Origin of the sequence: Streptomyces sp. NPDC087901, from assembly GCF_044742205.1 — a bacterium.
Lineage (GTDB): Bacteria > Actinomycetota > Actinomycetes > Streptomycetales > Streptomycetaceae > Streptomyces.
Map to the genome: position 1 here is coordinate 663,824 of NZ_JBIUUC010000001.1, position 24,210 is coordinate 688,033.

The 24,210-nt window shown below is 65.6% G+C and carries 32 protein-coding genes and 1 tRNA gene; 10 read left to right on the forward strand and 23 right to left on the reverse strand.

Translation table 11 applies throughout. The features are described from left to right. The first annotated feature begins 55 nt into the window (after positions 1-55). On the forward strand, positions 56-715 hold the full coding sequence (locus ACIOEW_RS02875) for an O-methyltransferase (protein ID WP_401960746.1): 660 nt from the start codon (positions 56-58) through the stop codon (positions 713-715). A 25-nt stretch (positions 716-740) separates the two neighbouring features. On the opposite strand, the gene ACIOEW_RS02880 is transcribed toward ACIOEW_RS02875, so the two are convergent. The 4 genes from ACIOEW_RS02880 to ACIOEW_RS02895 all read right to left on the reverse strand — a co-directional run bounded on the left by ACIOEW_RS02880 (position 741) and on the right by ACIOEW_RS02895 (position 4,148). Then, positions 741-959, reverse strand: a complete 219-nt coding sequence (locus ACIOEW_RS02880) for a zinc ribbon domain-containing protein (RefSeq protein WP_401960748.1) — start codon at positions 957-959, stop codon at positions 741-743. A gap of 86 nt (positions 960-1,045) precedes the next feature. Further along, positions 1,046-1,636, reverse strand: coding sequence for a DUF4383 domain-containing protein (locus tag ACIOEW_RS02885; RefSeq protein WP_401960750.1), 591 nt, complete (start codon positions 1,634-1,636; stop codon positions 1,046-1,048). 242 nt (positions 1,637-1,878) lie between these two features. After that, positions 1,879-3,288 carry a hypothetical protein gene (locus ACIOEW_RS02890; RefSeq protein ID WP_401960752.1) on the reverse strand — a complete coding sequence of 470 codons (1,410 nt, stop codon included), beginning with the start codon at positions 3,286-3,288 and terminating at the stop codon, positions 1,879-1,881. Between the two features lie 71 nt (positions 3,289-3,359). Beyond that, positions 3,360-4,148: a DUF4097 family beta strand repeat-containing protein gene (locus tag ACIOEW_RS02895; protein ID WP_362541159.1), complete on the reverse strand. Its 789-nt coding sequence runs from the start codon at positions 4,146-4,148 to the stop codon at positions 3,360-3,362. 194 nt (positions 4,149-4,342) lie between these two features. On the opposite strand from ACIOEW_RS02895, the gene ACIOEW_RS02900 reads away from it, so the two are divergent. Further along, positions 4,343-4,417, forward strand: a tRNA-Val gene (locus ACIOEW_RS02900). A 100-nt stretch (positions 4,418-4,517) separates the two neighbouring features. On the opposite strand, the gene ACIOEW_RS02905 is transcribed toward ACIOEW_RS02900, so the two are convergent. From ACIOEW_RS02905 to ACIOEW_RS02960, 12 genes are all read right to left on the reverse strand, one after another. Next, positions 4,518-5,654 carry a tyrosine-type recombinase/integrase gene (locus tag ACIOEW_RS02905; RefSeq protein ID WP_401960754.1) on the reverse strand — a complete coding sequence of 379 codons (1,137 nt, stop codon included), beginning with the start codon at positions 5,652-5,654 and terminating at the stop codon, positions 4,518-4,520. Next, positions 5,654-5,866 (reverse strand): excisionase family DNA-binding protein, encoded by a 213-nt coding sequence (locus ACIOEW_RS02910; protein ID WP_359081468.1) that lies wholly within the window; start codon positions 5,864-5,866, stop codon positions 5,654-5,656. The genes ACIOEW_RS02905 and ACIOEW_RS02910 overlap by 1 nt, the downstream gene beginning before the upstream one ends. Further along, the gene (repSA, locus tag ACIOEW_RS02915; protein WP_401960757.1) at positions 5,863-7,245 is read right to left on the reverse strand and encodes a replication initiator protein RepSA; all 1,383 of its coding nucleotides are present in this window, start codon (positions 7,243-7,245) and stop codon (positions 5,863-5,865) included. The genes ACIOEW_RS02910 and repSA overlap by 4 nt, the downstream gene beginning before the upstream one ends. Next, positions 7,242-7,436, reverse strand: a complete 195-nt coding sequence (locus ACIOEW_RS02920; RefSeq protein ID WP_365203479.1) for a hypothetical protein — start codon at positions 7,434-7,436, stop codon at positions 7,242-7,244. The genes repSA and ACIOEW_RS02920 overlap by 4 nt, the downstream gene beginning before the upstream one ends. An 89-nt stretch (positions 7,437-7,525) precedes the next feature. Beyond that, positions 7,526-7,846, reverse strand: a complete 321-nt coding sequence (locus tag ACIOEW_RS02925) for a SpdD-like protein (protein WP_401960759.1) — start codon at positions 7,844-7,846, stop codon at positions 7,526-7,528. 23 nt (positions 7,847-7,869) lie between these two features. Further along, positions 7,870-8,025 carry a hypothetical protein gene (locus tag ACIOEW_RS02930; RefSeq protein WP_123526237.1) on the reverse strand — a complete coding sequence of 52 codons (156 nt, stop codon included), beginning with the start codon at positions 8,023-8,025 and terminating at the stop codon, positions 7,870-7,872. A 12-nt stretch (positions 8,026-8,037) separates the two neighbouring features. After that, positions 8,038-8,229, reverse strand: coding sequence for a mobile element transfer protein (locus ACIOEW_RS02935; protein WP_401960762.1), 192 nt, complete (start codon positions 8,227-8,229; stop codon positions 8,038-8,040). Between the two features lie 21 nt (positions 8,230-8,250). Then, positions 8,251-8,913, reverse strand: a complete 663-nt coding sequence (locus ACIOEW_RS02940) for a DUF2637 domain-containing protein (RefSeq protein ID WP_401960764.1) — start codon at positions 8,911-8,913, stop codon at positions 8,251-8,253. Then, positions 8,913-9,116: a hypothetical protein gene (locus tag ACIOEW_RS02945; RefSeq protein ID WP_401960766.1), complete on the reverse strand. Its 204-nt coding sequence runs from the start codon at positions 9,114-9,116 to the stop codon at positions 8,913-8,915. The genes ACIOEW_RS02940 and ACIOEW_RS02945 overlap by 1 nt, the downstream gene beginning before the upstream one ends. Before the next feature lie 84 nt (positions 9,117-9,200). Then, a complete protein-coding gene (locus ACIOEW_RS02950) occupies positions 9,201-10,556 on the reverse strand; it encodes an FtsK/SpoIIIE domain-containing protein (protein ID WP_401960769.1) in 1,356 nt (451 codons plus the stop codon). A gap of 2 nt (positions 10,557-10,558) precedes the next feature. Beyond that, positions 10,559-10,912, reverse strand: coding sequence for a hypothetical protein (locus tag ACIOEW_RS02955; protein WP_401960772.1), 354 nt, complete (start codon positions 10,910-10,912; stop codon positions 10,559-10,561). 139 nt (positions 10,913-11,051) lie between these two features. Further along, entirely contained in the window at positions 11,052-11,831 is a 780-nt protein-coding gene (locus tag ACIOEW_RS02960) for a GntR family transcriptional regulator (RefSeq protein WP_401960775.1), read from the reverse strand. Between the two features lie 18 nt (positions 11,832-11,849). On the opposite strand from ACIOEW_RS02960, the gene ACIOEW_RS02965 reads away from it, so the two are divergent. The 3 genes from ACIOEW_RS02965 to ACIOEW_RS02975 all read left to right on the forward strand — a co-directional run bounded on the left by ACIOEW_RS02965 (position 11,850) and on the right by ACIOEW_RS02975 (position 13,714). Continuing rightward, the gene (locus ACIOEW_RS02965; RefSeq protein WP_401960777.1) at positions 11,850-12,317 is read left to right on the forward strand and encodes an NUDIX hydrolase; all 468 of its coding nucleotides are present in this window, start codon (positions 11,850-11,852) and stop codon (positions 12,315-12,317) included. 23 nt (positions 12,318-12,340) lie between these two features. Beyond that, positions 12,341-12,550, forward strand: a complete 210-nt coding sequence (locus ACIOEW_RS02970; RefSeq protein ID WP_401960779.1) for an e9imm peptide — start codon at positions 12,341-12,343, stop codon at positions 12,548-12,550. Positions 12,551-12,910: 360 nt separating this feature from the next. Further along, on the forward strand, positions 12,911-13,714 hold the full coding sequence (locus ACIOEW_RS02975) for a hypothetical protein (protein ID WP_401960782.1): 804 nt from the start codon (positions 12,911-12,913) through the stop codon (positions 13,712-13,714). Positions 13,715-13,910: 196 nt separating this feature from the next. Here ACIOEW_RS02975 and ACIOEW_RS02980 read toward each other — a convergent pair whose 3' ends face one another. The 3 genes from ACIOEW_RS02980 to ACIOEW_RS02990 all read right to left on the reverse strand — a co-directional run bounded on the left by ACIOEW_RS02980 (position 13,911) and on the right by ACIOEW_RS02990 (position 16,322). Further along, positions 13,911-14,762, reverse strand: a complete 852-nt coding sequence (locus ACIOEW_RS02980) for a hypothetical protein (protein ID WP_401960785.1) — start codon at positions 14,760-14,762, stop codon at positions 13,911-13,913. Beyond that, a complete protein-coding gene (locus tag ACIOEW_RS02985) occupies positions 14,734-15,540 on the reverse strand; it encodes a nucleotidyltransferase domain-containing protein (RefSeq protein ID WP_401960787.1) in 807 nt (268 codons plus the stop codon). Before ACIOEW_RS02985 ends, ACIOEW_RS02980 begins: the two co-directional genes overlap by 29 nt. Before the next feature lie 560 nt (positions 15,541-16,100). After that, positions 16,101-16,322 carry a hypothetical protein gene (locus tag ACIOEW_RS02990; protein WP_401960789.1) on the reverse strand — a complete coding sequence of 74 codons (222 nt, stop codon included), beginning with the start codon at positions 16,320-16,322 and terminating at the stop codon, positions 16,101-16,103. A gap of 214 nt (positions 16,323-16,536) precedes the next feature. On the opposite strand from ACIOEW_RS02990, the gene ACIOEW_RS02995 reads away from it, so the two are divergent. After that, positions 16,537-17,301, forward strand: coding sequence for a hypothetical protein (locus ACIOEW_RS02995; protein WP_401960790.1), 765 nt, complete (start codon positions 16,537-16,539; stop codon positions 17,299-17,301). A gap of 174 nt (positions 17,302-17,475) precedes the next feature. Here the strand turns inward: ACIOEW_RS02995 and ACIOEW_RS03000 are convergent, their stop codons facing one another. The 4 genes from ACIOEW_RS03000 to ACIOEW_RS03015 form a co-directional block, all read right to left on the reverse strand. Then, positions 17,476-17,778, reverse strand: coding sequence for a hypothetical protein (locus ACIOEW_RS03000; protein ID WP_401960791.1), 303 nt, complete (start codon positions 17,776-17,778; stop codon positions 17,476-17,478). Beyond that, complete coding sequence (locus ACIOEW_RS03005) at positions 17,775-18,518, reverse strand: GntR family transcriptional regulator (protein ID WP_401960793.1); 744 nt, start codon at positions 18,516-18,518, stop codon at positions 17,775-17,777. Before ACIOEW_RS03005 ends, ACIOEW_RS03000 begins: the two co-directional genes overlap by 4 nt. Then, a complete protein-coding gene (locus ACIOEW_RS03010) occupies positions 18,515-18,739 on the reverse strand; it encodes a hypothetical protein (RefSeq protein ID WP_401960795.1) in 225 nt (74 codons plus the stop codon). The genes ACIOEW_RS03005 and ACIOEW_RS03010 overlap by 4 nt, the downstream gene beginning before the upstream one ends. Before the next feature lie 523 nt (positions 18,740-19,262). Next, positions 19,263-19,541, reverse strand: a complete 279-nt coding sequence (locus tag ACIOEW_RS03015) for a hypothetical protein (protein ID WP_401960798.1) — start codon at positions 19,539-19,541, stop codon at positions 19,263-19,265. 78 nt (positions 19,542-19,619) lie between these two features. Between ACIOEW_RS03015 and ACIOEW_RS03020 the strand changes: the two genes are divergently transcribed. From ACIOEW_RS03020 to ACIOEW_RS03035, 4 genes are all read left to right on the forward strand, one after another. Then, positions 19,620-20,375, forward strand: coding sequence for a GntR family transcriptional regulator (locus ACIOEW_RS03020; protein WP_401960799.1), 756 nt, complete (start codon positions 19,620-19,622; stop codon positions 20,373-20,375). An 865-nt stretch (positions 20,376-21,240) separates the two neighbouring features. Further along, positions 21,241-22,719 (forward strand): RNA-directed DNA polymerase, encoded by a 1,479-nt coding sequence (locus tag ACIOEW_RS03025; protein ID WP_401960802.1) that lies wholly within the window; start codon positions 21,241-21,243, stop codon positions 22,717-22,719. Positions 22,720-22,732: 13 nt separating this feature from the next. Next, positions 22,733-23,212: a hypothetical protein gene (locus ACIOEW_RS03030; protein ID WP_401960804.1), complete on the forward strand. Its 480-nt coding sequence runs from the start codon at positions 22,733-22,735 to the stop codon at positions 23,210-23,212. Between the two features lie 495 nt (positions 23,213-23,707). Continuing rightward, positions 23,708-24,052 (forward strand): hypothetical protein, encoded by a 345-nt coding sequence (locus ACIOEW_RS03035; protein ID WP_401960806.1) that lies wholly within the window; start codon positions 23,708-23,710, stop codon positions 24,050-24,052. The last annotated feature ends 158 nt before the right edge of the window (positions 24,053-24,210 follow it).

Sequence of the window (24,210 nt, forward strand, 5' to 3'; positions counted from 1 at the left end):
CAGTCACCGCGTTCCGCCCGTCGGCGGAGCACTCGGCAGAGCGGGGAGTGGCGCGATGACCAAGGGCAACGAAACCAAGATCACGGACGAGCTGTACGCGTACATGCTCGCCCACAATCCGCCGCTGGACGCGGTGCAGCGCGAACTCGTGGAGACCACGTACGCCAAGCTTCCCGATTACGCGGGCATGCAGTCGGCCGAGGAACAGGGCCCGCTGCTCGCCTTCCTCGTCCGGCTGACGGGGGCACGGCACATCGTGGAGGTCGGGACCTTCACCGGGTTCTCCGCCCTCGCGATGGCCCAGGCCCTGCCCGCCGGAGGCCGGCTGATCGCGTGCGACGTCTCGGAGGAGTGGACCGCCTACGGCCGTGAGGCCTGGGCGAAGGCAGGCGTCGCCGACCGGATCGAACTGCGGATCGCCCCGGCCCTCGACACCCTGCGGGCCATGCCCGCGGAACCGCACATCGACTTCGCCTACCTGGACGCGGACAAGGAGAACTACATCGCGTACTGGGAGGAGCTGGTGCCCCGGATGCGCCAGGGCGGCCTCATCACCACGGACAACGTGCTCTTCCACGGCGGCGTGACGGACCCGCGGGCGACCGGGGCGGCGGCGGCCATCCAGGAGTTCAACAACCACGTGTCCGCCGACCCGAGGATGGACAGCGTGCTGCTCACGGTGTCGGACGGACTGACGCTGTCACGCAAGCGGTAGCCCCGGCCGCCGGCTTTCGCGGGGCTCAGCCGCAGCAGCCCCCACCGCAGCAACCGCCGCCGCCACCACCGGCCGAGGGCGCGGGACCGGAACCGGCCGAGCCGCCCACGGCGACGGCCGAGAGAAGTTTCACGGTGTCCTCGTGCCCGGCGGGGCAGGAGGCGGGGGCCGAGGACTCGGCCATCGGACGGCTGAGCTCGAAGGTGTCTCCGCAGGAGCGGCAGCGGTACTCGTAACGAGGCATGTCCCCAGGCTATCGGCCGGGACGGGCAACGGGCATCCCCGAACTCGGCCATCGGCCGGGCCGGGCGGCGGGATCCTCGCACTCCGCTATCGGCCGGGCCGGACGACGGGCATTTCCCCGACCGCCCGCCGTCGCGCGAGCCGCTCCTCACGCTCGGCTTCCTCGGGATGGCGGGCTCGCCAGTAGGGATTGTCATGGGGGAGCCCGCCGCTGACACGTCCGTACATCCCGAACATCATCAGCAACAGACCGACCACGAAGCTGAAGAGCACGTTCTGTATCTCGAAGGCGAGGAAGTTGAGCCCGGTGTCCAGCAGGGCGAGATTGACGAAGCCACTGAGGACGAAGGCGATGCCCAGCACCATGTTGAGCGTTGAGGCGAAGTTGCCGCCGATGACCATCCCGATGAAGAGCAGCAGCCCGACGCAGATCGACAGGACGCTGAGCGCGCCGTTGGTGCTCAGACCCGCGACGGTGTCGCCGCCGGTGTCGAAGAAGCCGACCTTGTCGATCAGTCCGAGGATGCCGAAGGCGAGCAGCACCAGGCCCATCAGCCCGGCGCCGATCTGGTAGACGCGGCTGAGCCGGTGGTCCACGGGCAGGTGCTCATCGAGCAGGGTGGCCTTGCGATGGGCGGCCGGCGGCCGCCGTGCGGGGCGCAGTACATGGGTGGCCATGGGGCCTCCTTCGCGTACTACCAGGATCCCGCGGGGCCGGGGCCACCGCACGTCAGGGCGGCCGCGAGCATGGGTGCGGGGCGGGCGCGCGCGGGCCGGGCGCGGAGTCGGGGCGAGCGGGGGCGGTTGCGCGCCGCGCCCGCGCCCTCGCACGTCAAGGGCCCCCGTCCTCGCACGTCAGGCGCCTGCGCTTCGCCGTCAGGTGTCGGCCCCTCGCCCGCCAGGTGTCGGCCCCGCGCACGTCAGGCGCCGGCTCCGCGCTCCTCACGGATGTCGGAGACGACGCGTGCGGCGGTCTGCCGTACGCCCTCCGTCACGGTCAGGAAGTGCCAGTAGTCGGGGTGGCGTCCCTCGAGGGCGGTGACGGCCTGGTCGAGCCGGGCCACCGCGTCGTCGAGCGGCTGGGCGTGGCGCGGCTCGGGTGTGTGGCGCCCGGCCATGGCGAGGCGCTGGGCGTCGCGGATGGCGAACCGGGTGCGCTGGATCTCCTGCTGCGGATCCTTGGCGACGGCGTCCAGCCGCTGCAGCCGGTCACCGGCTGCGGACACTGCCTCGTCCGTGGCGTTGAGCAGGGCCCGTACCGTACTCAGCCGCGACGTGGCATCCGCCCAGCGCTGCTCGTCGCGCGCCTTCGCGGCCTCCTTGAGCTTCTCCTCTGCCTGGCGCACATTGACGGCCGCCTGCTCGGGAACCGGCTGGAGATCCTGCCAGCAGGCCGCCGAGAACCGCCGCCGGAGCTCGCTGAGCACGGGCTCGACGGAGGCGGACCGGGTCGTCAACGCCTGTGCCCGCGTACGCAGCGTCACCAGCCGCTTGTCGATCTCGGCTGCCCGCTCGGGCAGCTGCACCGCCTCGGCGCGTACGGCTTCGGCATCGCGCAGCACCTGATCGGCGCGCTGGAGGGTCTCGGGCACGCCGTGCCGGCCTGCGCCCTGGTTGAGCTTGGTCAGCTCGGGGGCGAGTGCGGCCAGCCGCGCGGCGAGATCGTCCGCCCGCAGTCCGGACGCGCGCACCGCGTCGAGAGCGTTGCTCGCGGCCAGGAGCGCCTGCCGCGCCCGCTCCACGGCGGGGGCGAGCCGGGCGAGCTGAGTCTCGGCGGTCCCCAGCAGCGGACCGAGCCCGGCGGCGAACCGGTCGAGCTCGCCCTTGACGCGTACGAGCTCGTCCTTGGCGGCGGACAGCTCGGTCCGGGCACGGGAGGCGACCGAAGGCTCAAGATCATCCCGGTCGAGATCGTGCGCGTCGACGGCCGTGATGTAGGCGTGGCTGGCCTCGTCGATGCGTCGCCCGAGAGCGGCGAAGTCGTCGACGGCCTTCCGGGCGGCCGGCGAACTGTCCACGGCCGTGATGGTCTCGATGGAGATCTGCAGATCGCGCTGCGCGGTGTCGAGCTCGTAGAAGGCCTCGGCGGCGGCATCCTTCGCGGCCTGAGCCTCGGCCCGCTGCCCCTCCCCGCGCCCGCCGAACCAACGCCGTGTACCGCCCCCGGCGACGGCGGCAGGCAGCGCCGCGGCAAGCAGCGGCACGGGCAGCAGCATCAGGAGCAGGACATCCCGCACGCCGCGGCCGCGTCCGTACCGGCTGACAGGGACATCACTGACGGCGGAACTCCCACCCGCTCTCGCCTGCGGCTTCGCGTGTGTCGCCGTCACATCCCTCTCCCGTGCTGTTTCGCCCTGCCCGGTACATTCTCCCACCAGGTAAGGACGAACACACGGGCCGGTTAGTTCGCGCTTCGCACAGTGACTTCGCCGTTGTCGCTGTGCGCCTTCACCGCATGCGGGCTGTCGTCACTGCGGGGCACGGCCACGGAGACGTGCCCGTTGTCGGCCGACGCGGACACTGCGTACCGGTCCTTGCCCGCGGGCAGATCGATGGTGATGCTCCCGTTGTCACTGACGCTGTCCACCAGATCCGGAACACGGCTGAAGTCGAGCTTCACCGAACCATTGTCCGAGCGGGCCACCACGGAAGCCGCCGAGATCCGCTCGCCCCGCACGGCGCCGTTGTCGCTCTTCAGCTCAAGCGGCCCGGTGACATCCCGCACGACGACCCCGCCGTTGTCGGAGAAGAGCTTGAGCGGAGTACCGAACCCGGACGCGGTGACCTTCCCGTTGTCGGCATCCACGGTCAGCGCGAGCCCACGAGGCACCTTCACCTGGTGCTGCGCCCCGCAGTCGCTGATCATCGCCTCACACTTCACGCGAAGCGTCAGCGTGTCGCCCTCCAGCTTCCACACGGGGTCCGGCCCGCTCCCGAAGACGACCCACCCGTCGACCCTGCGGGTCACCTCGATCCGCTCCACATCGGCGGGCACGACCTCCACGGTGGAGTTCTCCGCATCGATGGTCAGCGCCTTCCCGCTGTACGCGAACGACTTGTGCTCGGCGGGGGCGTCCTCCACGTCGGTGCTGCCACACCCACTGAGCGCGCCCACGAGGAGAAAGGTTCCCCCGGCGGCCACGAGGGCGTTGGTGCGGGCACGGGTGCGAGTACGGGTACGGATGGTCATGGCGATGGAGTCCCCCTGGCTGGCGCTGCCGATGTGCCTCCACCGTATGCAGCGCCCACCGCCGGGACGATCCGGACGGCTACCGTCTCGGGGGTGGGGGTAGCCCCCGTACGGCCTGCGCGGCCGGCCGACCCGGCCCGGGTAACCGATTGTCGAGGGGTGCCGTGAGGCATGTAACCTGTTGCTTCATCCACGGGTGCGTAGCTCAGGGGTAGAGCGCTGCTCTTACAAAGCAGATGTCGGCGGTTCGAAACCGTCCGCGCCCACCAGTAGGTAGCACGACAAAGGCCCAGGTCACCGGCGGTAAGCCGAGAGCCTGGGCCTTGTTCGTTCGTCCGCGAATCCGGCGGGGGAGTGGCGTCGTGCCATTCACGTGCCAGATGCGTCGTCGGGCTCTGCCGGCCGGGCCCTTCTGATCTGCTCGTCGACGTGAGCGGCGATCGCATGGTCGCGGCCGTTCACCAGGTGCTGGTAGATCAGCGCGGCACGCACCGACGAGTGGCCCATCCGCTGCATCAGTTCCCGTGTGGTCGCACCGCCGGTCGCGGCGAGGGTGTTCCCGGTGTGGCGCAGATCGTGGAAGTGGACGTCTCCCAGACCTGTCGTCGCCAGGGCTCGCAGCCACAGGCGGCGGAAGTTGTTCCGGCGAAGCTGCCCGCCCCTTGCTCCCGTGAAGACCAGCCCGGTGCGACCTGGCTCGGCGTAGACATCGAGGTGAGCAGCCAGGCTCTCCGTCAGCGAGGCAGGGAAGGCGACGGTACGCACACCTGCCGCGCTCTTGGGTGCCTTGACCAGGATGCCGTCCGAGCGGGTCTCGGCCAGGGCACGCCGTACGGCGACGGTTCGCCGGTCGAGGTCGATGTCATGGCGCTGGAGCGCGGCGAGCTCCCCGAAGCGGAGACCGGTGAAGGCCGCCAGGAGGATGAACACCCGGAAGCGCGCCGGCACGGCGTCGGCGAGCTGGAAGACCTCCGTGACATCGAGGAACGGCCGTTCGGCTGTCTTCGCCGCCCCGGCGCCCTTGATACGGCAGGGGTTCCGCTGGATCAAGTCGTCGTCGACTGCGGTGTTCATGATGGCGCGGAGGATCTGGTACGCCTTGGCGACCGTCGGTTCACCAACACCGGACTCCAGGAGGCCGGCACGCCAGCGGCGGATCTGCGGTGTGGTGATCTCGCTCAGGACCACGTTCGCGAAGGTAGGCAGGACGTGGAGACGTAGCGCGCTGCCGTTGCGTTCGCGGGTGGTTGCCGCGTAGTCGCGCTCCTTGAACCAGGCGTCGGCGTAGACCCCGAAGAGGACCTTGTCGTCCGGGTTCTTCCACCGGCCGTCGAGGATCTCCGCTTCCTTGCGGACGAGCCACCGATCAGCGTCGGTCTGAGTGGGGAAGGTCTCCGGAGCCGAACGCAGCAGACCATCCGGGCCGGGATACCGGGCCTGAAAGCGGCCGGACGGCAGCTTGCGGACCGAACCGAACCGGCGGCGTTTCCCCTTCTGGTTCGCCATCAGGCCACCGCCCCGAAGCGCTGTCGACTGGTGACGATCGGCTGGACAGTGTTGGCCGCGACGAAGTCAGTCAAGGCGCCTTCAGGGATGCGGACATGCCGCCCCACCTTCACGAACACGATCCGCCGTTCGGCGATCAGGCGCCGAGGGAAACGCGCGGTCGTACCGAGGAGTTGAGCCGCCTCCTCCACCGTGAGCAGTCGGTCAGTCATGCGTTCACGCTTCCTTCCAGGGCGAGGGCTTCGCGTGCGGTTTCTCGGTTGTGTTGCAGGTCTCTGGCGATCGAGGCGGCGAGGAGGGATTCGCCGGGGCTGTGCCCCTGTCCGGCGTACTGCCAGTCTGTGAGGACGAGGACGGTCGGGTCTTGGGCCGGGTCGGGCAGGCCGAGTTCTTCGCGCTGCTGGGAGGCGCGGTAGTCGGCGCGGATCTGGCGGAGTGCGCCGAGGGTGGTGGAGTAGCGGCGGGACTTGGTGGAGAAGTGGCCGCGGAAGCCGAGCATGTGTGCCCAGGCCCGCAGTCGCCGGTCCGGGTAGAGCGGATCGAGATCGAAGCAGGCTTCGATGAGGCGGCGCGGGTGGTCGGGTACGTCGAGGAGGGCCAGGGCCTCGCGGTTGCCGATGCGGCGGTCGACGGTGCCGGTTGTCTCGGCGGCCTTGGTCGCGTACTTGGCGACGTAGGAGGCGACAGCCTGTTCGGTGATGTCGGTCCCGACGTCGAAGGCGCGGATGGGGCGGATGTCGAGCTGGGTGCCCCAGCGCAGTGGGCGGGCGGGTTGGCCGGCGGCGGCTGGGATGGTGATGGTCGTGTAGGCGTGCGCGGCGGCGGCGCGGATGGAGTCGCTGAGCAGTTGCACGGAGGCCCAGGAGGGTGGCGGGCTGTCGGGTCCGTCCGGGCCGTCGAGGCGCATGACGGCGTGGAAGTGGACGGCGCCGCGCTTCTGGAACTCGGCGACCTTGCCGTACGAGACCCGTGCCGCTTCTTTGAGTTCGCGTTGGGTGAGGCCGGCGCGGGCGGCGATCTCGCGGCGGAGGCGGTTGGCGAAGCGTTGCCAGAGGTCCCCGGCGTGGTTGTTGAAGAGGACCGCGCCCGCGTAGTCGTACGTGTCGGGGTTGAGCGGGGTGCCGAGGGCATGGTCATCCGGCCTGTGGGTGGTGCCGCAGCGGCAGTGGCCGGAGTCGGGGCGGTTGTGGACCGGGCCGAAGGACGGGGCGGTGATCGTGGCGAAGACTCGGGGGTGGTCGCGGACGGTTGTGGGGACGTCCTTGTCCTGGTCGCCCGCGAGTCCGGCGCGGATCAGGTGGTAGGTGTCGGCGGAGTAGGTCCAGGCGCAGGCCGCGCAGCGTGAGGCGCGGCGGTTGCCGCAGGCGACGCGAAGCCGTCCTCCGGGCTCGGTGCTGGTGGAGTAGCGGTGCAGGGTCTGGCCGGTGGTCCTGTCCTTGGTGAGCGTCCAGCCGGAGAGGTGGATGGGGTTGGAGCAGCCGCCGGTGCGGCGGATCTGGTCCTGCCAGCGGTCGAAGCCGGTGGACCCAGCCACCCGCAGCAGATCGCCGAGGGTGGCCGGGTCCAGGCTAGCGAGGATCGTGTCCGTCACGCGTGCTCCCGCTGGACGACCGGGGCGGGAGTCGCGGTGCGGGGCGATCCGGTGCCGCGGCAGAGGCGGCAAGCGACCAGGAGGGTGGCGCGGGTGCCGTTGTCGAGGAGCGTCCCGGTGTCGATGGCGACGACGGGGAAGCCGTTGCAGTCCGGGCAGAGACGCGGCGGGGCAGGGCTGTGCTGGGCCATGATGGCGGTCCTTTCGGCTGCGGTTGGAAGGGGCCGGACTGTCCGGGCGGCGGCGATGCTTGGCGGCTTGTGCGCCGTCCGGGGGCCGGTCAGCGGTGCTGGTCTGCGGAAGTGATGAGCGAGCGGATGACCAGGGCGCAGATGGCGACGGATGCGCCGGTGACGGCGACCGCGAGGAGCATCGAGACCAGGACCGCGCCGACGACCAGGACGACGGCCGTCCCGCCTCCCACGAGTGCGACGACGGCGCCGGGCGTGAGCTGGACGGTGGGCCTGGTCGCAGCGGTCGGGACACTCAGTGGGGCAGGGCTCGGCGGGGTGTGCTGGACCACGGCGGTCGGCTCGACGACGGTCGGTCGAGTGATGAGGCCGGTGGGCTGGGGCATGGTCGGAACCTTCGGCTTGAACATGGTGGATCTCCCTTCGCGGGTGGTTACTTGACGGCGGTGTCGATGGCGGGGGCAAGGAGGCTGTCGGCGAGGAGGTAGCCGCCGAGCAGGAGGACGGCGACGAGCCACAGGGGCGGGCGGATGAGCTTGATGCCGAGCCAGCCGACGATGATCAGGGCGAACCAGAGGGGGACGTCCACGGGGCCGTTCTCCTATCGGGCGGTGCAGCGGTGGGTGCGGGCGGCGAGCTGGGCGGCGGTCTGGCTGGAGTAGTCGGCGGACCAGCCGCAGCGGTCGTTGGTGCAGACGGCGGCGTGTTTGGTCTGGTCGCGGTGGTCGCGGTGGGTGCCGATCTGTACGGGGCCGATCCGCATCACGGAGTGGAAGCGGTCACGAGCGGGCATGGCGGTGGTTCTCCCGTCTGGTCAGGCGAGTTGGGCGGCGATGGTCTCGGCGAGCTGTGGTGGGACACCGAGCCGAGCGCGCAGGGTCTCGGTGTCGATCGGGGCGCCGGTGCGGGCCTGGTGGTCGTCGGCGAGCTTGCGGGCGTGGTCGACCAGCGCGGCCGGGACCGGCGGACCGGCGGGGGCGAGTGCCGGGGTGTTCTCGTCAGCGGCGGCGATCGGCTCGGGCTCGGGCGCCGGATCGGGGGCGGATCTCCGCTCGACTTCTGTCGCGGGATGCGGGACTGCGGGTGCCGGCGGAACGGGCTTCGGCTCCTCGGTGGTGTGCGAGTGGGCGAGGAGGGTGCCGCCGAGGAAGGCGAGCGCGGGCCATCCCGCGATGCCGAACCGCAGCCAGGCCGGCGGGTGGGTGAGGTCGAGGAATCCGGCGGTCGCGACATTGGCACCCAGCGAGGCGAACAGCGCGATCAGGAACCAGCACCAGGCCAGCCGGGACGGACCCTCGCTGCGCAGGCGTCGCCACGACGCGACCAGGAGCAGGTCCACCGAGATGGGGTAGGCCCAGGCCTTCCAGCCGTCCTGCCCAGCGGCGTTGGCGAGGTCGTGCAGGTGGGCGAAGGACAGGGCACCGGCGATGACGGCCTGGACCAGGACGGCGTCCACGCGGAACGCGGGGCGGGCCATCAGACGCCCCCGGGGTGGTCGGTGCCGCCGATGGGGTCGTAGCCGGGCGGGAACATCCCCGGCGGGGGCTCCGGAAGCGACACGGCCAGGGACGGGCCGATGGTGTCAATGAAGTCGTTGTCGGCGCCCGGCATTTCGGCGTACAGGGCCAGAGCGCCGAGCATCAGGACGGTGCGGTGGAAGTCCTCGATGTGCTCACACATGGGAGTCGGTCTCCCTTCCTTCAGGCATGGAGCGGGTAGGGACTTGGCGCGATGCGGTCGCGCCGACCGGGGATGCGGGAGGACTCAGGCCGTGGCGGGGGTGGCCTTGGCGAGCGGCTCGGAGGCCGGGTCCAGGGAACCGACCATGGGGCGGAAGGCCGCGAGGACGGGCAGGGCCGGTGTGCGGTCGGCGTACCGGTTGCAGATGTTCACGGCCTGGCGCAGCGAGGTGTGCGGGGCGCGGATGCGAGCCCAGCCGCCGGAGGAATCTCCGGTGACGGCGATGCCGGGAGTCTCGGTGGGGATCTGGATAGCGGCCAGGACGGCGTCCGGAGCGATGTCGCCGAAGGCCATGTTGGCGGAGGACTCGTCATTCACGCGGTGGGCGGTGCGGCCGGTGAGCTGGGCGCGGAGCATGGTGATGCCCTTGCCGAGTTCGGAGCCGAAGCGCTGTCCGCAGATCTCCAGGTAGATCCCGGCAGCGCGGCCGAGTTGGGCGAGGCGGACGAGGGCGGTGATGATCCGGTCGCGGCGCTTCTCTTCGTCCTTGGACGCGAACAGGGCGAGTTCGGCGACCTCGTCCACCAGGACCACGACCGGCACCGGCCGTAGGTGTTCGGGCAGGTCCCAGATGTCAGCGGCTATTGCCGCGTCCGGCACGTTCACCGTGGTCCGCTGTTCAGCCCGGATCAGTTGGTAGACGTCCCCCATGTGCGTGACGAGAGCTTCGAGGAGCTCCAGGGCGGTGTCGGGGTTATCGGCGAGGGCGGAGAACCGGCGTGCTAGCGGGAAGAGTTCGACCCCCTGCTTGCAGTCGATTCCTACCAGTGCGACGTCCATGGGCGCGAGGCCGGCCACCAGGTTGCGCTGGTAGACAGACTTCCCCGACTCGGTGGCGCCGAGGGTGAGCCCGTGCGGAACGCTGCGGTAGTCGCGGTAGCGGACTGCCCCGTCCTCGCGCAGGGCGACCGGTACCCGCATAGGTGCGGGATCGATCTTGGCGGGCATCTGCACCCGCTTGAGCACGTCGTATCCGGTCATCCGCACTTCGACGACGCCGGAGCGCAGTTCGCATGAGGTCACGCCGTACATGCCGAAGGAGTGGCGCAGCCGATCCGAGGCGGCGGAGACGTCGAACGCATCTTGTCCGGGGCGGAGCTTGAGGCGTAGCACCAGGCCGGTTCGGGTGGGGTGGACGCGCAGGATGCGCGGGGCGCGGGACTCCGGCACGGGCCGGTTCGCGATCCGGGCGAGGGTCAGACGCCAGCGGGAGGGCGGGACGGTCAGTCCGCACGCGTCCATCACGGAGACGTAGCGGGCCAAGACCCGCAGAGCGGCTAAGACGGCGCCGAAGGCCAGCCAGTACCAGGCGGGGCGCCGCCACCGCAGGATCACTGCGGTAGCGACAACCAGCACTAGGGCGACCGTGAAGCCGGTCATGATCAGGTCGCCTTCGACTGCGACGCAGCGGCGGCGAGCGAGGTGACAGCGACCGCGCGGAACGCGATTCCGTGCTTCTTCTGTCCGTTGAACTCGTTCTCCCACGCCGATGCGACCAGGCCGGTCAGCGCGACCGGGGTGCCCATGGCCAGGTCCTCGGAGACGCCGGGCTGGGGGACGGTGAGCTTGAGGATCTCCACCTCGTCGGGCGTGGAGAACATGACCTCCACCGTCATCAGCGTCACGCCGTCTTTGTCGAGGGCGATCTCACCGGTACGGCGGTCTTTGACCTTGGGCTGGGGGGCCTTGGCGACCATCACGGTCGCGTTCGTGGTGTCGACGGGAATCTGACGCACAGCAGATTACTCCTCTGTAGGTGCCGAACTCCATCACTCATGTATATGAGTGGCATGAAGAAGAGTGCATCACTCCTGTATATGAGTCAACCCGCTACGAAGAGGAAATCGCAGCGGGCTGAGGTGAGTTGAGTGTGCGTCAGTCGGCGGCGGGGATCCTGTAGCTGAAGACGAACTGGTCAGCGGCCATGAGGGTGTCGCAGACCTCGACCACACGACCCTCCTTGGTCACGGCATCGCGGATGAGGTGAATGACCGGGGCGCCGGGGCTCAGCGCGAGTTCGGAGGACTCCGCCTTCGAGGCCGGCCGCGCCTGGAGGGTCTCGACGAACTCCGCGAAGACATGGCCGTCGTCCTCAAGCCGGGCGTAGATCCCACCGGGCCCGGGGTTCTCGGAGAACAGCTCCGGGATGTCCTTCACAACGCCCCACGGTAGGTACGACGTTGCAGTCTCGACCGGAGTGCCGTTGCGGAAGTAGAGGCGGCGGCGGGCCAGCACCTTGGCTCCGGGGTCCACACCGAGACGTTCCGCGATGTCAGCGGGTGCATCGGCGGGGCCGATGAACAACACGCTCACCTTGGCGGTCGCGCCGGCCTGCTCCGACTCCGCCAGGTAGGCGGCCTTGCCACCCTTGCGATGCGAGCGCCGGAACCGATCGGAAGACCGATGACGCACCGGGGGCCGAGCCTTCACCAAAGACCCCTTGCCGTGCCGGGTCTCCACCAGGCCGCTCGCACGGACCTCCACCATGGCCTTACGGATCGTCCCGCCGGAGACGCCGTAGCGGTCCACCAGCTCGGACTCACTCGGCACCATGTCGCCAGGCTTGAGGACACCGGCCCGGATCTGCTGAACGATCTCCTCGGCGATCTGAACGTACCGAGGTACGGCCCTGTCACCTCCTACTGCTGTTCCCATCGACCTACTCACTCTCCTATGCTCCTGTACATGAGTAACAGCGCCCAGGAAGCTCCGTCAACGCCGAAACACAGTGTGTCCGTGGCGGGGGCTGTCGTGCGCGAGGACGGCCGACTCCTGGCGATCCGCCGAGCGGACAACGGGACATGGGAGCTGCCGGGCGGAGTGCTGGAACTGGACGAGTCCCCGGAGCAAGGCGTCAGCCGCGAGGTCTGGGAAGAGACCGGCATCCGCGTCGAGGTCGACGAGCTCACAGGCGTCTACAAGAACACGACCAGGGGCATCGTCGCCATGGTCTTCCGGTGCAAGCCCTCCGGTGGCACCGAGCGCACTTCAACCGAATCAACCGCGGTCGACTGGCTCACCCCGGAGCAGATCACCGAGCGCATGTCCGAGGTCTACTCAATCCGCCTACTCGATGCCCTGGACGGGGCCGGCCCCCACGTGCGGAGTCACGACGGCCGTCGGCTGAACCAGGCACAGTGACGGCTGCAGGCCCTCACGAGAGGATGAGCCGTGACGAAGCTCTACCCCTCGTCCAGCGTCTCTTGGACGGCGACATTGCCAGCGAAGCCGAAGGCGACGAGATCCTGGACGCCCTGTACCGCGGACTCGCATGCCCCCACATCAGCGAGTACATCTACTGGGACTTCGATCCCGACCTGAGCGCCGACAACATCGTCGATCGAGCGTTGGCCTACAAGCCGATCGCACTCTGACTCACGCAGCGCGGTAAGAGTTTCTCTACTTCATCAAGGCCCGCGCACGGCGCGGGCGCGCGCCGCCTCAGCGGCGCGGCCTGCCTCCTGTCTCCGCCCCGGCTGGCCGCGCCCGGCGGCGCGCTACGTGCTGCGGGCGGAAGCGAGAAATCATCCGCGGCTTCAGGACATGCCTCCGGCGGGGGCGCTCAGACTCCGGGATGGGAGGGGCGCCGTTCGCGGGCGCCGGCGGATTCGTGGCCGGGGTGAGTGGTGGGTTGAGGGAGTCGGCTGAACTTCTAGTCCCATCTGCATAACCGATGGCATGAAGCTGTGAGCAAACAGTAACGTGGCGTCAGGTAAACGGAGTTAGGGTGCCAAATGGACTTCACCGACCAACTGGGTCGACTGGCGAGGGCGCATCAGCTAGGTGCTGACCTGTCGGCCAATGTGCAGGCTTGGGGCGACAGCAGATCGTGCGACGCCCAAGCTGTGATCGCACCAGACCGTCTTAGCTGGGAACTCCGGCTCCGGGTGGCCCAGCCTCCGCCACTCGCGGAATGGGGCTTCCGCTTCGGCGAAGCGATCAATCACCTTCGGTCCACGCTCGACAACCTGGTCGTCGCCATCGCCCGACAGTCTGGCGTCGAAGACCCCGTACGGCTTCGCGCCCTGATGTTCCCCATCTGTGATGCTCCAAAGGACTGGAAGAGCCGCCAGAAGGCCCTGTCCTGCTTGCCTGAGTGGTGCCGCGACGCGCTGGAGCAGCTTCAGCCACTTCAGCGTCCCGCACAGGGTGGAAGCCTTGAGGAGGACTTGCTAAGCATCTTGCGCGACCTCGATAACACCACTAAGCATCACCTGCAGGTGAAGCCCGGCTTGGCACCTCAGTCCATCCACCATGCTCCAGCCATCGAGTTCGAGACCGAGGAGGGGGCAGCCGCGAGCGTGCCACCCGATACGGAGATCGTGGTTGCACCGTTCGAGGACAATGCTGTCCTGCTCCGGCATCGCACCAAGGGGCGGATCAAATCCGTCCGGGGGCACTACAGCTTCACAGCCCAGGTTCAGGTGGTGTTGGCTGGTGGCCGTACCTTCGGGGTCACAGAACTTTTGGCAGCACTTTGGGAGTACACGCATCTGGTCATGAGCGTCGTAATAGGGAGAGCACAGGAGTCAGCCTGAAGCTCAGAGCGGCCTCTTGCGGCATTGCCGATTCGTCAAGGCCGGGCCTACGTGGGGCGCAGCAGGACTATCGAGTCCCTCCGCTCAGCATGATCGACCTGATAAGGATAAGGGCAGGTCTCAAATCCTTGGCATGGACGCTGCCCTTCGTCACAGCCGACACCCTCAGACTCGACCATTGCCACGGAAGCGGCCTCTAGCCGTTTCCCCTCCTTGCCCACAGGCCATTTACGCGCTCCTTCTGGCCTGCATAAATCCAGGTTGGTACCGGCGGCGCCCCTGAAGTGGCGATGCAGTAGTCGCCGTAGGCTGAGAAGACCGTACCAATGCGGGTGGAGGAGAGTTCTTCATCTGTAAAAGTTGTGAGTGAGTCGAGACGTCGATCAAGTGTCTCACTTTTCGACTCGGCTGATCGCCAAGCCATAACTTCAGCCAGTTGCGTGAAGGCGGCCCCAGAGGCCAAAGCAACCACGATCAAGCGTGCAAGAATAATATCGCTGTCGCCAGAGGTTATTGGGATGGCTACGAGAATGGCCCCAACAGCGACAATTGAAAATATCCACAGCGCGCGTCCATAGTAGTCTGCCGCCGACTTATACAAATGCTTTCCCCAAAAGGCATTTTCCTGGAGATGCTCGCAAAGTCGCTTCATGCCAAGAGAAGCCTCGCTAGCGAAATAGTCTGCCGGAACAGGAGAGGGGAGCGTTTCTCCTTCGGGTGGAGTGACGCGACCAAACCAGTTACTGAGATCGACTTTTTCGCCGACTGTTCCGAGGGCGTCAAGCAGAAGGCCACGAATCCTTCCCTCCTCGCCAGCCGAGTGGCATTTCGTGGCTCTATTGCGGGCGATCCAGGATGAAATCTGGACGCCCAGCGCGATGAGAGCGGGAATATAAGTCAGCGGACTCGCAATGAAGACCGATGTGACACCCAGGGAAAAGGTTGCCACCTGGAGCCACCTACTCGCCCTGTAACCCTTTGCCGCTTTCTCAAGCTGCGCATTGGCCAGTGCGATGATTTCATGAGATGACGCTTGAGAACTGGTCACCTAGCAAGCTCCCCCAGTGATTGAGAGCCCCTCGCACGTCCCCTTGCTTTTCGCACTGAAGGGCCTTGTTAGCGATGGCTCGTGCAACGGAAAGTGAAGCGACGTGATCCTTTGAACGCATTTCTGATGAAGATTCCGCAAGTTCGAAGAAATCAACTATCGCGCGCGTGATCGACGGCATTCGAAAACGAAAGGCGGAACTCGCAATATTTTCGATCTCGTAAGAAGCGATGGGCTGCCCGTTGCACTTACTCCACCATTTGATTATCTGGATGAGGTGAATGAACTCCCCCCCAAGCAGTGCACCTTTTCGGTTAATCTTTTGATTGCGCTCCCCTGGATCGTATGAATTCCATCGACCTCGATCGGCTGACGGAATTTTAAAGCTTCCGCTCTTGGGGTTGCCGACATCGGGAATGGCCGGGATTACGTCAACGTCTGGGCCTTGGGCGAAGCGGATACGAACTGTATTATCCGAGATTCGCGCTTCGCGGTATCTGAGTTTAAGGGTGTCCAGAAGTCTCGCCGTGATGGAATGGGGAGTGGTTTCTGCAGGCGGTTGAGGGCTCAGCACTGCCACGACGTCTATATCGGAGAACTTTTGAATCGCCGTCGAGCGGGCCATAGAGCCAGTCATTTTGCATTCTTGCACCGTGGTCGCCTGGGAAAGGAACTGGCAAATTTCCTCTGCGCGCTCTACTGCCTCATCAATCTGCTGTTGACTCAAGCTGATGCGTCTTACGAAAATCTCGAAGGTTTTCTCCAAAGTGGAGTTCATGTATTCGATGCGCTCGGATCCTCAGGCTGAAGGGGATGGCAAGGTTGGTCTCACGTCATTTTGCCCTAGGAGTGCTACGTTTGGTGGTTGCTCGGAGGAACACCCGCCATGGGCTTGCGGCCGTCCGTAGCCGGCCAGCGCTGGCAGTCAGCACCCACAGGTAAGCACCCCCACCCCAGTCTGGGCTGGGCCCCGCCAGTTGATCTACCACACTAGAAGGGTGGTGCATGCACCCGGGGAGCTGAGCTAACGCGCGCTGATCCGTGCATCGGGTGAGTGCCTAACTGCGTGACAACGCAGACGAACAACAGCGGACGAGCGTGGAGTCTGCGGACCATCAGCGCAGGTGAACGGCAAGCCCCTCAAGGCGCCACGTCTGCCCAAGTTGCTTCGGGACGAACAGGTCAGTACTCAACGCCATGCCCGATCCGTGCCCGGAAGGGTGGTCAACCCCGGTAAATAGCGGGCGTCGAAAGGGTCCCGCCTTGGAGGGCCCCCTCCATGCCCGCCATTGCTGGTCAAGGCGGCGCAACAAGCTGGAGAAGCGTTGCTTCCCAAGCTCAGGTGAAGGGGGAGATCTGCCGGCTCGCCAAATACTCGAGTGTGGCCTCACCGCACGCCTCGGCGGACGACAGGTCAGTCCTGAAGAACCCCTCCGCCCCCAGAGCGCCGCCGGAGACGATCACCATCCAACGGTGCCCCTGCCCGCGCTCACCATCAGCCTTGAAGACCACCGAGCATCCTCGCTTGGCCAACCACTCCATCAGTTCCACCACGTCCACGACTGCCCCTCCCAGGCCCGTCGAGGGCGAGCCGTAGCGCACCAGATTGGCACCAGAATGACCGGTCAGCAGCGGTCACCACGAGCCACTCAGACACTACTCAGCTCACTCCAGATGGGGCCGTTTCCCCAGGTCAGCGCCTCAATCGCTCTCAAGCGATCAGTGATTCCCAAGCTCAGCATCTGCGTGTCACGGGCAATGTCATACTCGCGATGTGTCCCTCGACCAAGAGTCTTCCGAACCGAATGATCCCGCCGAGGTGTTGGCCAGGACGCCCTGGGGAGCCTTGGAGCATGCTTATGGGTCGGCTATTGACGTCCCAGAGATACTGGCTGGTCTGCTGGACCCTGATCAGCCTCTCAGGTCCCGGGCGTTGGACCGGCTGCATCATGTGGTGCACCACCAGAACACGCTGTACACCGCCACTGCTCCGGCCGCCCTGTACGTGGTGGGGATCCTAGGCGATTCACGTACCCTCTGGGCTGTCGACAAGAGACCGCATAGCTTCCCCGGTCCAATGCGCGCGGAGTTGCTGGGGTGGCTTGATTCCGTAGCCGATGCAGCAGACGACGCGACTGCGGCGACCAGCCGACGTTTCGGGTTTCCGCCAGAGGAATACGCACCTTTCGTTGAGGTATGCCGGATTCGACCGCAGCTTCACCGCGCTGTCTCTGCGTTCCTTGACGACTCAGACGTCCACGTGCGTGAGGCTGCCGCCTCTGCCTGCATCCCGTTGCTGGACGACCCCTACCTGCGCCACCAGCGAGCTGTCTTGGTCCCCCTGTTGCGGCAGGTTCTGGCTACGAGTGCGCTATGGCAGTACCGGGAGAGGGTCATCGACGCCCTTGCCAGCTGGGGTGAGGACACCACCGGGCTGGAAGGCCAGCAGGAGCGGTACGTGTTTTGCGGAGCAGAGCACCAACCTTCGCCGTGGGCAGTCGAGCCGGAGGGCGGTTACGACATGGATCCCCCCTTCTGACTTCGGTGTGGCTGCTGTTCAGGTAGTGATTTGCCCGCTACACCGGTGCGCTGAGGGGCAGCCGGGTCGGCATCGCGCAACGGGGAGGAGAAGCCCGGATCTCTGCTCAGGTCCTCCTCCCCGCGTAGTAGAAAGGCTGGCTTTGGCGGGCACGGTTGTGCCGCCGCCGCCACCTCAGATTCGGCGAGGATCGTTCGCCGCCAGGAGATGGCCACGGCTGGAGGCAACGCGAAGCAAGTCCCTCAGGGCGCCCGTCAGGTCGTGACCCAGGCGGCGCAGGTCGTTCTGGTTCGTGTCCCGGTCGTCGAGGGTTTCCAAGGCCTCTTTCAGCAGCTCGGCCGCCGCGCCGAGTTGGATTGCTTCGACGTTGTCCGCCAGGCGGGAGATATAGCCGCCGGGGTCGTCTGTGCTCAGGTAGCAGGGCTTGTCCTCTGGGCCCGTCCACGGGAGCAGTCGCATTTCGTTCGGTGCCGTCATCCTTGCGTCTGCCTCTCGTCGAGCACGTGGTGGGTGGTGAAGACGGCGTCGACGCGGTCTCCGGGGAAGGCCAGGAGCGCGGCTTCGATGACGCGGCCGGTCGGGTCAGTGGCGATGCGGGTGATCGCGAGGACGGCCGTGGTGGATCCGATCCGGAGGGCCGAGGATTCCTCCGGTGTGGGAAAGCGGGCGCAGACCGTCTCTCGGACGGTGGCCGGCGACGGGCCAAGGACGGCGAATCTCGTGACCGCCCCCCGCCACGCGGAGTCGTCGTCGAGCACTCCGGCCGGGGCCAGGTCGCGCGGGATGTAGATGCGGGCCAGGCCGTGCGGCGGCCCCTGTTCGAGGCTGAGGCAGGTGTACTCCGCGAGGGGGCTGCCCGTTGGCACCTTCAACAGCGTCGTCAGGTGCACGGAAGCCGGAACAGTGGTGCTGCGAACCGTGACGCGCACCGTTGGCTCAGCAGCGGTCCAGGGGTCCAGGGTGCCCCAGCCGCCGACGTACATGATCTTGCGACGTGGGCGACGCACGAAGTTGCCCTTGCCGTGGACCTTCTCGACGAGCCCTTCGCCCTGGAGCACGGCCAGGGCGCGTCGCAGAGTCGCCGTGCTGACTTTGTACTGGCTGGCCAGGCCGGCTTCGGACGGTAGGCGCTCGCCCGGCTTGATGCGGCCCGTCGTGATCTGGTGGCGGAGATCGTCGGCGATGTCGTGGTGACGAGGAGGCACTGAGCCGATCACCGCCTTCTCCGCAGTCGCACGGCGACGAGCCGGGTACGTGTGTGTATGGCCAGCATCTCGCCCGATTCGAAGACCAGCTGTTTGGCCCCTTGGGGGAGTTGGAAGAGGTCTCTCACCTGGCATGCCTGGCCGCCGAGTTGGATGATGTCGCCGCGCTGCACGGTGGCCGCGGTGACCTCGATGTGGGAAACCAGCGCACCGACGGGGACTTGAGGCCTCACAGCGTCACCTCCACGGGCGCGGATCGATCGGGCGTCGTGTGGCACGGGCAGTCGCACGCCTCGTAGGTCACCGGGACGTCGACCGGCGCCAAGAGCGGGGAGGATTCAACGCAAGAGGAGTGCGTGCCGATCCGGCACGCGATCGAGCGGTAGGGGACGGAAGTGGTGTCCGCACCGCGTGGCTGTCGACGAGGGGGCATCAGTGAACCCCCGCGAGGGCCGACCAGGCATCGGCCGGCAGACGAGGCGCGATGACCACCGCTCGCGTCCGTGCACGCGCTTCCCACGCCACCAGGTACGGACGGACAAGCGCAACGTCCTCACCTCTCAGGGGGCAACGGTGGACCGCGCCAGCCGAAGCCTGGCCCAGGACGACGGTCAATGCGTCAGCCGACGCGGCGGAGGTGCGAGTGGCCAGCGGCCGGGAGGGCGGTAAGGGGCGGTGATGCCGGCCCTTGGGGAAGTACCGCTCTCTGGTGAGCGAGCCGGCGCGGCGGATACGGTTGAGCATGCTGTTCAGCTCCTATCGCTGATAGCCCGGTCCCCCGACATCGCCCGTCGTGGGGACCGTTTTGCGTACGACCGCCCATAAGGTGCGGCCGTTCAAGCTGGTGGCCAGGAGTCCGAATCGATCGGCATCGGCCACTACGTCCAGGACCTCTCGCCATGACTCGGCGGAGAAGGTTTCCGGCACTTCTGCCTCGACCGTCGTGAACCGGTTGTGCTCCTCCACGCGCGTGGGGAGCCCGGCGGTGGACAGCCGGGCGGCGATGGCCGCCGCACTCACTCCCGAAGCGGACACAGGGCAGCCTCCGTCACCGACGATCACTTTCAGTGAAGCTAGTTAACTAGATTAGAGCTAGTGGACTAGATTTTCCATATGTCTGAGCAACCGCCGTATCTCCGCATCGCCGACGAACTCCGGCAGCGCATCGCGGAGCACGTCTGGGGACCCGGGGACCGCCTTCCTTCCCGCGCCCAGATCGGCCAGGAGTGCGGCGTGGGCGAGAACGTGGTGCGCCGGGCACAGGAGTTGCTGATCTCCCAGGGAGTGCTGGAGGGCCGGGCCGGATCGGGCACGTACGTCGCCGAGCCGCGGCAACGGGTACGGGTCGTCAGGTCATCAGCGCGCGAGCAACCGGGCGGGTCTCCATTCCGCGGGGACATGAAGGCCCTCGGCAGGCAGGGCGATTGGGAGAGCCGGACCGACGCGAAGGTGCCGGCCCCGGCGGAGATCGCCGGGCGGCTCGGGATCGTCGAAGGCGAGCTGTGCGTGCGGACGACGTACGAATTCCTGGCAGACGGCAGGCCCGTGCAGTTGTCGACGAGTTGGGAACCCTACGACCTCACCGCCGGCACACTCGTCGTCCTCCCCGAGGGAGGGCCGCACGCCGGGGCAGGTGTCGTGAACCGCATGGCCGCGATCGGAGTCATCGTCAGCCATGTCGTGGAGCAGCCGGAGCCACGGCAAGCGACCGCCGGGGAGGCATCACTACTCGGCATCCAGAAAGCCGCACTCGTAACGCACATCCGGCGGACGTACTACAGCGATCAGGGCCGCCCAGTGGAGACGGCGGACATCGTGGTACCCGCAGCGCACTGCGAGATCGTCTACGAGATCCCGATCAGCCGATAGCGGGCCTACCCCGGCAGTCCAAAGCAGTGCACGGCCGTCCCCCTTCCGTGCCCGGGGAACAGCGGTGCTCAAGCAGGGAACAGGCAGGGCGACGGCCCCTGACCATACGTACTGGTCAGGGGCCGTTCATCTGCGGTGGGTGTCGGATTTGAGCCCACGGTGACATCGATGCCACGAGGGTTTTCAGAACCGCGCCGGCATGCCAAGTCCCCCTGACCTGGGCTTTAGACCTCCGCAGCCCTTGGAACGTGCCCGGAAGATGAACGACTGCGTACGGCTATGAACGAGACTAAGGATGAGACTGTCCCGGCGGCTTACCAGAAGTCCCGTGGCAGTGTCTATCGCTTCTTACGGATCTTGCGCTTCTTCGCCTTGGCTTCCTTCTCCTTGCGCTGTGCGACTCCGTAGGCCGACCAGGGCCCTTGGTGCTTCGCGCAACGAGAGGTGCCGACTACTGCGAGGTTCCGGCAAGTCGTACCAGCTTTGGTGCGTGCGCCGCACCTGGACTGAGATGCCACTCCATACCCCCTGCCGAGCCAAAAACTTCAGTCCCAGGAGGCTTCCACGCAGTTCTCATGTAGGGGGAGGCGTACGCGCGACGCACGGAAGCACGCCCTGCGTAACCACAGAGGGACGAGTCGGAAGCTTCAGCCGCCACTCAGGCGACAGGCTGCCCGGGGCCGCGGCGAGCCGACTCTCGACGCCGCACGGGGCCCGTCAGGGGCCCCAAACGCAGTGTTCAAGCTCTTAACCCATGGACGTGCGAGTTTGGAGGCCTCTCATTCCTCGGCGCTAAATGTTTGCGCGGGGCTCCGCATGAACGCACCCGTGCCTTATCATGTGGGTTGGGAGTGGGGGGATTTGCGTGGACGACCTATCTTATCGGCTTTCTAACGCTCTGCACGGGATGACTTCTGGGCAAGAGTTCTCGGAAATTCCAGATATTGCCGCTTATGACGATATTGCTAGTCAGTGGAACAAGGGGTACCGGGAAGAGCGCGAGCAGTCCATTCGGGACGGCAATATTGGTCCGAGGCATATTGAAATCGTGGACTACCCGAAAAACGAGATAAGTGTGCGCCCGCTGGCCCGCTTCTCGGCGGCGGATAGACTTGTTTATGATGCCATGGTCTTCGAAATCGCCCCCGATCTGGATAACTTCAGACATAATTCTTCCTATGGCTATAGGTGGCACCATGCCTCCGGGCGTCCAATGTTTTGGCGTACCTCCTGGACTGAGATGAGACGACGAGCTCAAGCAAAATTGATGTCTAATTGGCGCTATAAAATGGCATCATTGGATGTCTCGTCTTTCTATGAGCACATTGATATCGGGATCCTATCTGACGATCTCGGCATGATATCCAGCAATGAAGCGGCTGTCGATCGAATTTCCGATTTCCTTGAGAGATTTCAAAGAATTAACCATGCCTGGGGTTTGCCGCAGGGGTCGGATGCGTCGGGAATATTGGCCAACGCGTACCTAGCACCCGTGGATGAATTTCTGCAGCGCCATGGGTTTCCTTTCTTCCGGTATTCGGACGATGTGATGATCTTCGATGAGGACTGGAATGCGCTTAGGGATGCGATTATTGAAATCAATAGGATACTTCGCTCTAAGCGGCTGTCTATGTCAGCCCACAAAACAGGCATCCATGATTTCTTCGAGTCCTTTCGTGAGTTCTTGAGCGCAGAGAAAGCGTCAATTGATCAAGCTGTTCGTGCCGGTGACCCTGAGGCCGCCCGAGACATGCGCGAATTCTTCGATAAGTTGATTACGGCAGATAAGGTAATTGCCAGCGACCTGAAGTTTTCTCTGAATAGATTCAGAAACATGGAGGATGACTATGCGGTCGATTGGTGCCTAGACAACCTCCGGCTAGTTGCCTATGCGTCCAGGGAGATATTTGCCTACTTCGCAGTATGCGAGAGTAAGCACAATGTAATCCAGCGCCGCCTGGAAGAATTTATGCACTCCTCTGAGAGTGCAAGCTATCCGTATGTAGAGCAAAGAGTGCTGCGGTACTTCGTGGGACTCGGAACTGAGAGTGAAAATATCAAGGGTGCCGCTTGGGGAATAATGGAGGACAGTAATCGAGAGGAATTTCCGAGAGAGTTCGCTGTTAGGTACCTAGGCAGCGTGGCTTCCGCTTCCGAGGCTCAGCTTCTACGGCATAAGTTTGAAAGCGAAGCGAGCACCGTAATGCGTAGGGCCTTTCTGATGGCCCTGTACGAAGCAGGGAAGCTATCTGTTAGGTATTTGGGCGAGGTGAAAAACTCGTTGCCAGAGTTGCGTTGGACATGTAATTATCTTGAGGAAAATCCTAAAATTCCAACGTCTTAAGGGTGGGGTCGCCTTGAATGATGAGCAATTTGAAGCCATCAAAAACGAACTTGAACGGATACAGGAAAATTGTCTCTATAGTGCACAGGCATACTTCGAAGCGGCTAAACGAGCTGAATTTTGGGGACGACTTATGGTTTTCGTTCCTGCCTGCGTATCAGCGTTTTCCGGATTTATGTCGGCCATGAATAAAACTCCTACCTGGGGTGCCGTGTCCGCAGTAGCGGGAGCCGTCGCTGCGACAGCCTCATTCCTTGGGGCTACCAAGAAAGCTGCCGATTTTCAGTCATCAGCGCGCTCCTATACTTCCCTACGGCATAATGTCCATGTGGAAATAGCCTTGCTGTCGCCCGCTCAGGATTGGGTTGATGCTCAATCTGCGTTGCGCTCATTGAATTCTTCCTATGTGCAGATCGTTTCTACTGACGTCCCGATGTCTAATCGTGCTTTCAACGTAGCGCGAAAGCGCATCCAGCAGGGGATGGCCTCGTGAAGCAGCATCCTGCGGAAGCAGTTAGTTGAAGATCGCGCATGCTGTCGGGGCGCGGATAGAAGCCGACGATCGCTTGACGAGGTGGGGAAAATTTTGCCGCCGCTTATCCGCTGGCCAAGACCGAGTGATGACGAGGGTGACGTGCATCCGAAGGGGCCGCCTGTGGCTTGGGCTGCTGTACAGCAGCGGCGTACCGCAACCGCAGCGACCGCCCCCGCTCGCCACTGTCTCTCCGGACCCTCGTAACGGCCGGTATGGCCGTAGCTGACCGATCCGGCTAGAGCTACGGATCAGAAGGTCTCTGACATCCACGGCTGACATCACGGCACAGGACGGAGGCGTACATAGGCACCTCTGCCTGACCGTCATGACCTCGCAGCCTTGAGGCCTCGGTGCCCGGCCGAACTTACAAAACAGGTGTCTCCTGTGAGCGCCGCCCGCTCAGCACCCCCGGGCCAGAGGCCGGCTGTCAGAGCCCGGTGGGAGGGTGGAGCCATGCAGGACGCGCTCTTTGACTCGCCGGACGAGGCTCCGGAACATGCCGTGATCGCTCGCTTCCAGCTGGGCGGCGACGACTTCGGTGAACCTGACCAGAGGTCATTGGTCTTTGCAGCCGAGCGGTCCATCGGTGCCGCGGTCGCAGCCGCTGGTGTTGGTGAGGTCGACGGCAATGAGTTCGGCGGGGGAGAGGTTGTGATCTACGCCTATGGTTCTGATGCCGAGGCCTTGTTCCGGGTTATGCAGTCTGGGTTGCGCATGCTTCCGTTTCGGCCGGCCCATGTCGCGCTGCGCTATGGCGAGCCCGGTGACGACGTTGTGAGCGAGCGCGTTGAGCTCTAGGCATGCGTGCCAGATGCGTGCCAGATCGAGCGGTCAGTCACGGTCATTTGGGGAACGTCCCGGCGTCAGCAGCTGGTGACAGCCGTCGCAGCGCACAGACAGACTGAGCTGCGGTGATGGCTCAGAGGCCGATGCCAGGCTTACAAAGCAGATGTCGG

Coding starts and splice junctions, on each gene's coding strand:
- ACIOEW_RS02875 (WP_401960746.1), top strand. CDS start 56: ATGACCAAGGGCAACGAAACCAAGATCACGGACGAGCTGTACGCGTAC.
- ACIOEW_RS02880 (WP_401960748.1), bottom strand. CDS start 959: ATGCCTCGTTACGAGTACCGCTGCCGCTCCTGCGGAGACACCTTCGAG.
- ACIOEW_RS02885 (WP_401960750.1), bottom strand. CDS start 1,636: ATGGCCACCCATGTACTGCGCCCCGCACGGCGGCCGCCGGCCGCCCAT.
- ACIOEW_RS02895 (WP_362541159.1), bottom strand. CDS start 4,148: ATGACCATCCGTACCCGTACTCGCACCCGTGCCCGCACCAACGCCCTC.
- ACIOEW_RS02905 (WP_401960754.1), bottom strand. CDS start 5,654: ATGGCGAACCAGAAGGGGAAACGCCGCCGGTTCGGTTCGGTCCGCAAG.
- ACIOEW_RS02910 (WP_359081468.1), bottom strand. CDS start 5,866: ATGACTGACCGACTGCTCACGGTGGAGGAGGCGGCTCAACTCCTCGGT.
- ACIOEW_RS02920 (WP_365203479.1), bottom strand. CDS start 7,436: ATGGCCCAGCACAGCCCTGCCCCGCCGCGTCTCTGCCCGGACTGCAAC.
- ACIOEW_RS02925 (WP_401960759.1), bottom strand. CDS start 7,846: ATGTTCAAGCCGAAGGTTCCGACCATGCCCCAGCCCACCGGCCTCATC.
- ACIOEW_RS02935 (WP_401960762.1), bottom strand. CDS start 8,229: ATGCCCGCTCGTGACCGCTTCCACTCCGTGATGCGGATCGGCCCCGTA.
- ACIOEW_RS02940 (WP_401960764.1), bottom strand. CDS start 8,913: ATGGCCCGCCCCGCGTTCCGCGTGGACGCCGTCCTGGTCCAGGCCGTC.
- ACIOEW_RS02945 (WP_401960766.1), bottom strand. CDS start 9,116: ATGTGTGAGCACATCGAGGACTTCCACCGCACCGTCCTGATGCTCGGC.
- ACIOEW_RS02950 (WP_401960769.1), bottom strand. CDS start 10,556: ATGACCGGCTTCACGGTCGCCCTAGTGCTGGTTGTCGCTACCGCAGTG.
- ACIOEW_RS02960 (WP_401960775.1), bottom strand. CDS start 11,831: ATGGGAACAGCAGTAGGAGGTGACAGGGCCGTACCTCGGTACGTTCAG.
- ACIOEW_RS02965 (WP_401960777.1), top strand. CDS start 11,850: ATGCTCCTGTACATGAGTAACAGCGCCCAGGAAGCTCCGTCAACGCCG.
- ACIOEW_RS02970 (WP_401960779.1), top strand. CDS start 12,341: ATGAGCCGTGACGAAGCTCTACCCCTCGTCCAGCGTCTCTTGGACGGC.
- ACIOEW_RS02975 (WP_401960782.1), top strand. CDS start 12,911: ATGGACTTCACCGACCAACTGGGTCGACTGGCGAGGGCGCATCAGCTA.
- ACIOEW_RS02985 (WP_401960787.1), bottom strand. CDS start 15,540: ATGAACTCCACTTTGGAGAAAACCTTCGAGATTTTCGTAAGACGCATC.
- ACIOEW_RS03000 (WP_401960791.1), bottom strand. CDS start 17,778: ATGACGGCACCGAACGAAATGCGACTGCTCCCGTGGACGGGCCCAGAG.
- ACIOEW_RS03020 (WP_401960799.1), top strand. CDS start 19,620: ATGTCTGAGCAACCGCCGTATCTCCGCATCGCCGACGAACTCCGGCAG.
- ACIOEW_RS03035 (WP_401960806.1), top strand. CDS start 23,708: ATGCAGGACGCGCTCTTTGACTCGCCGGACGAGGCTCCGGAACATGCC.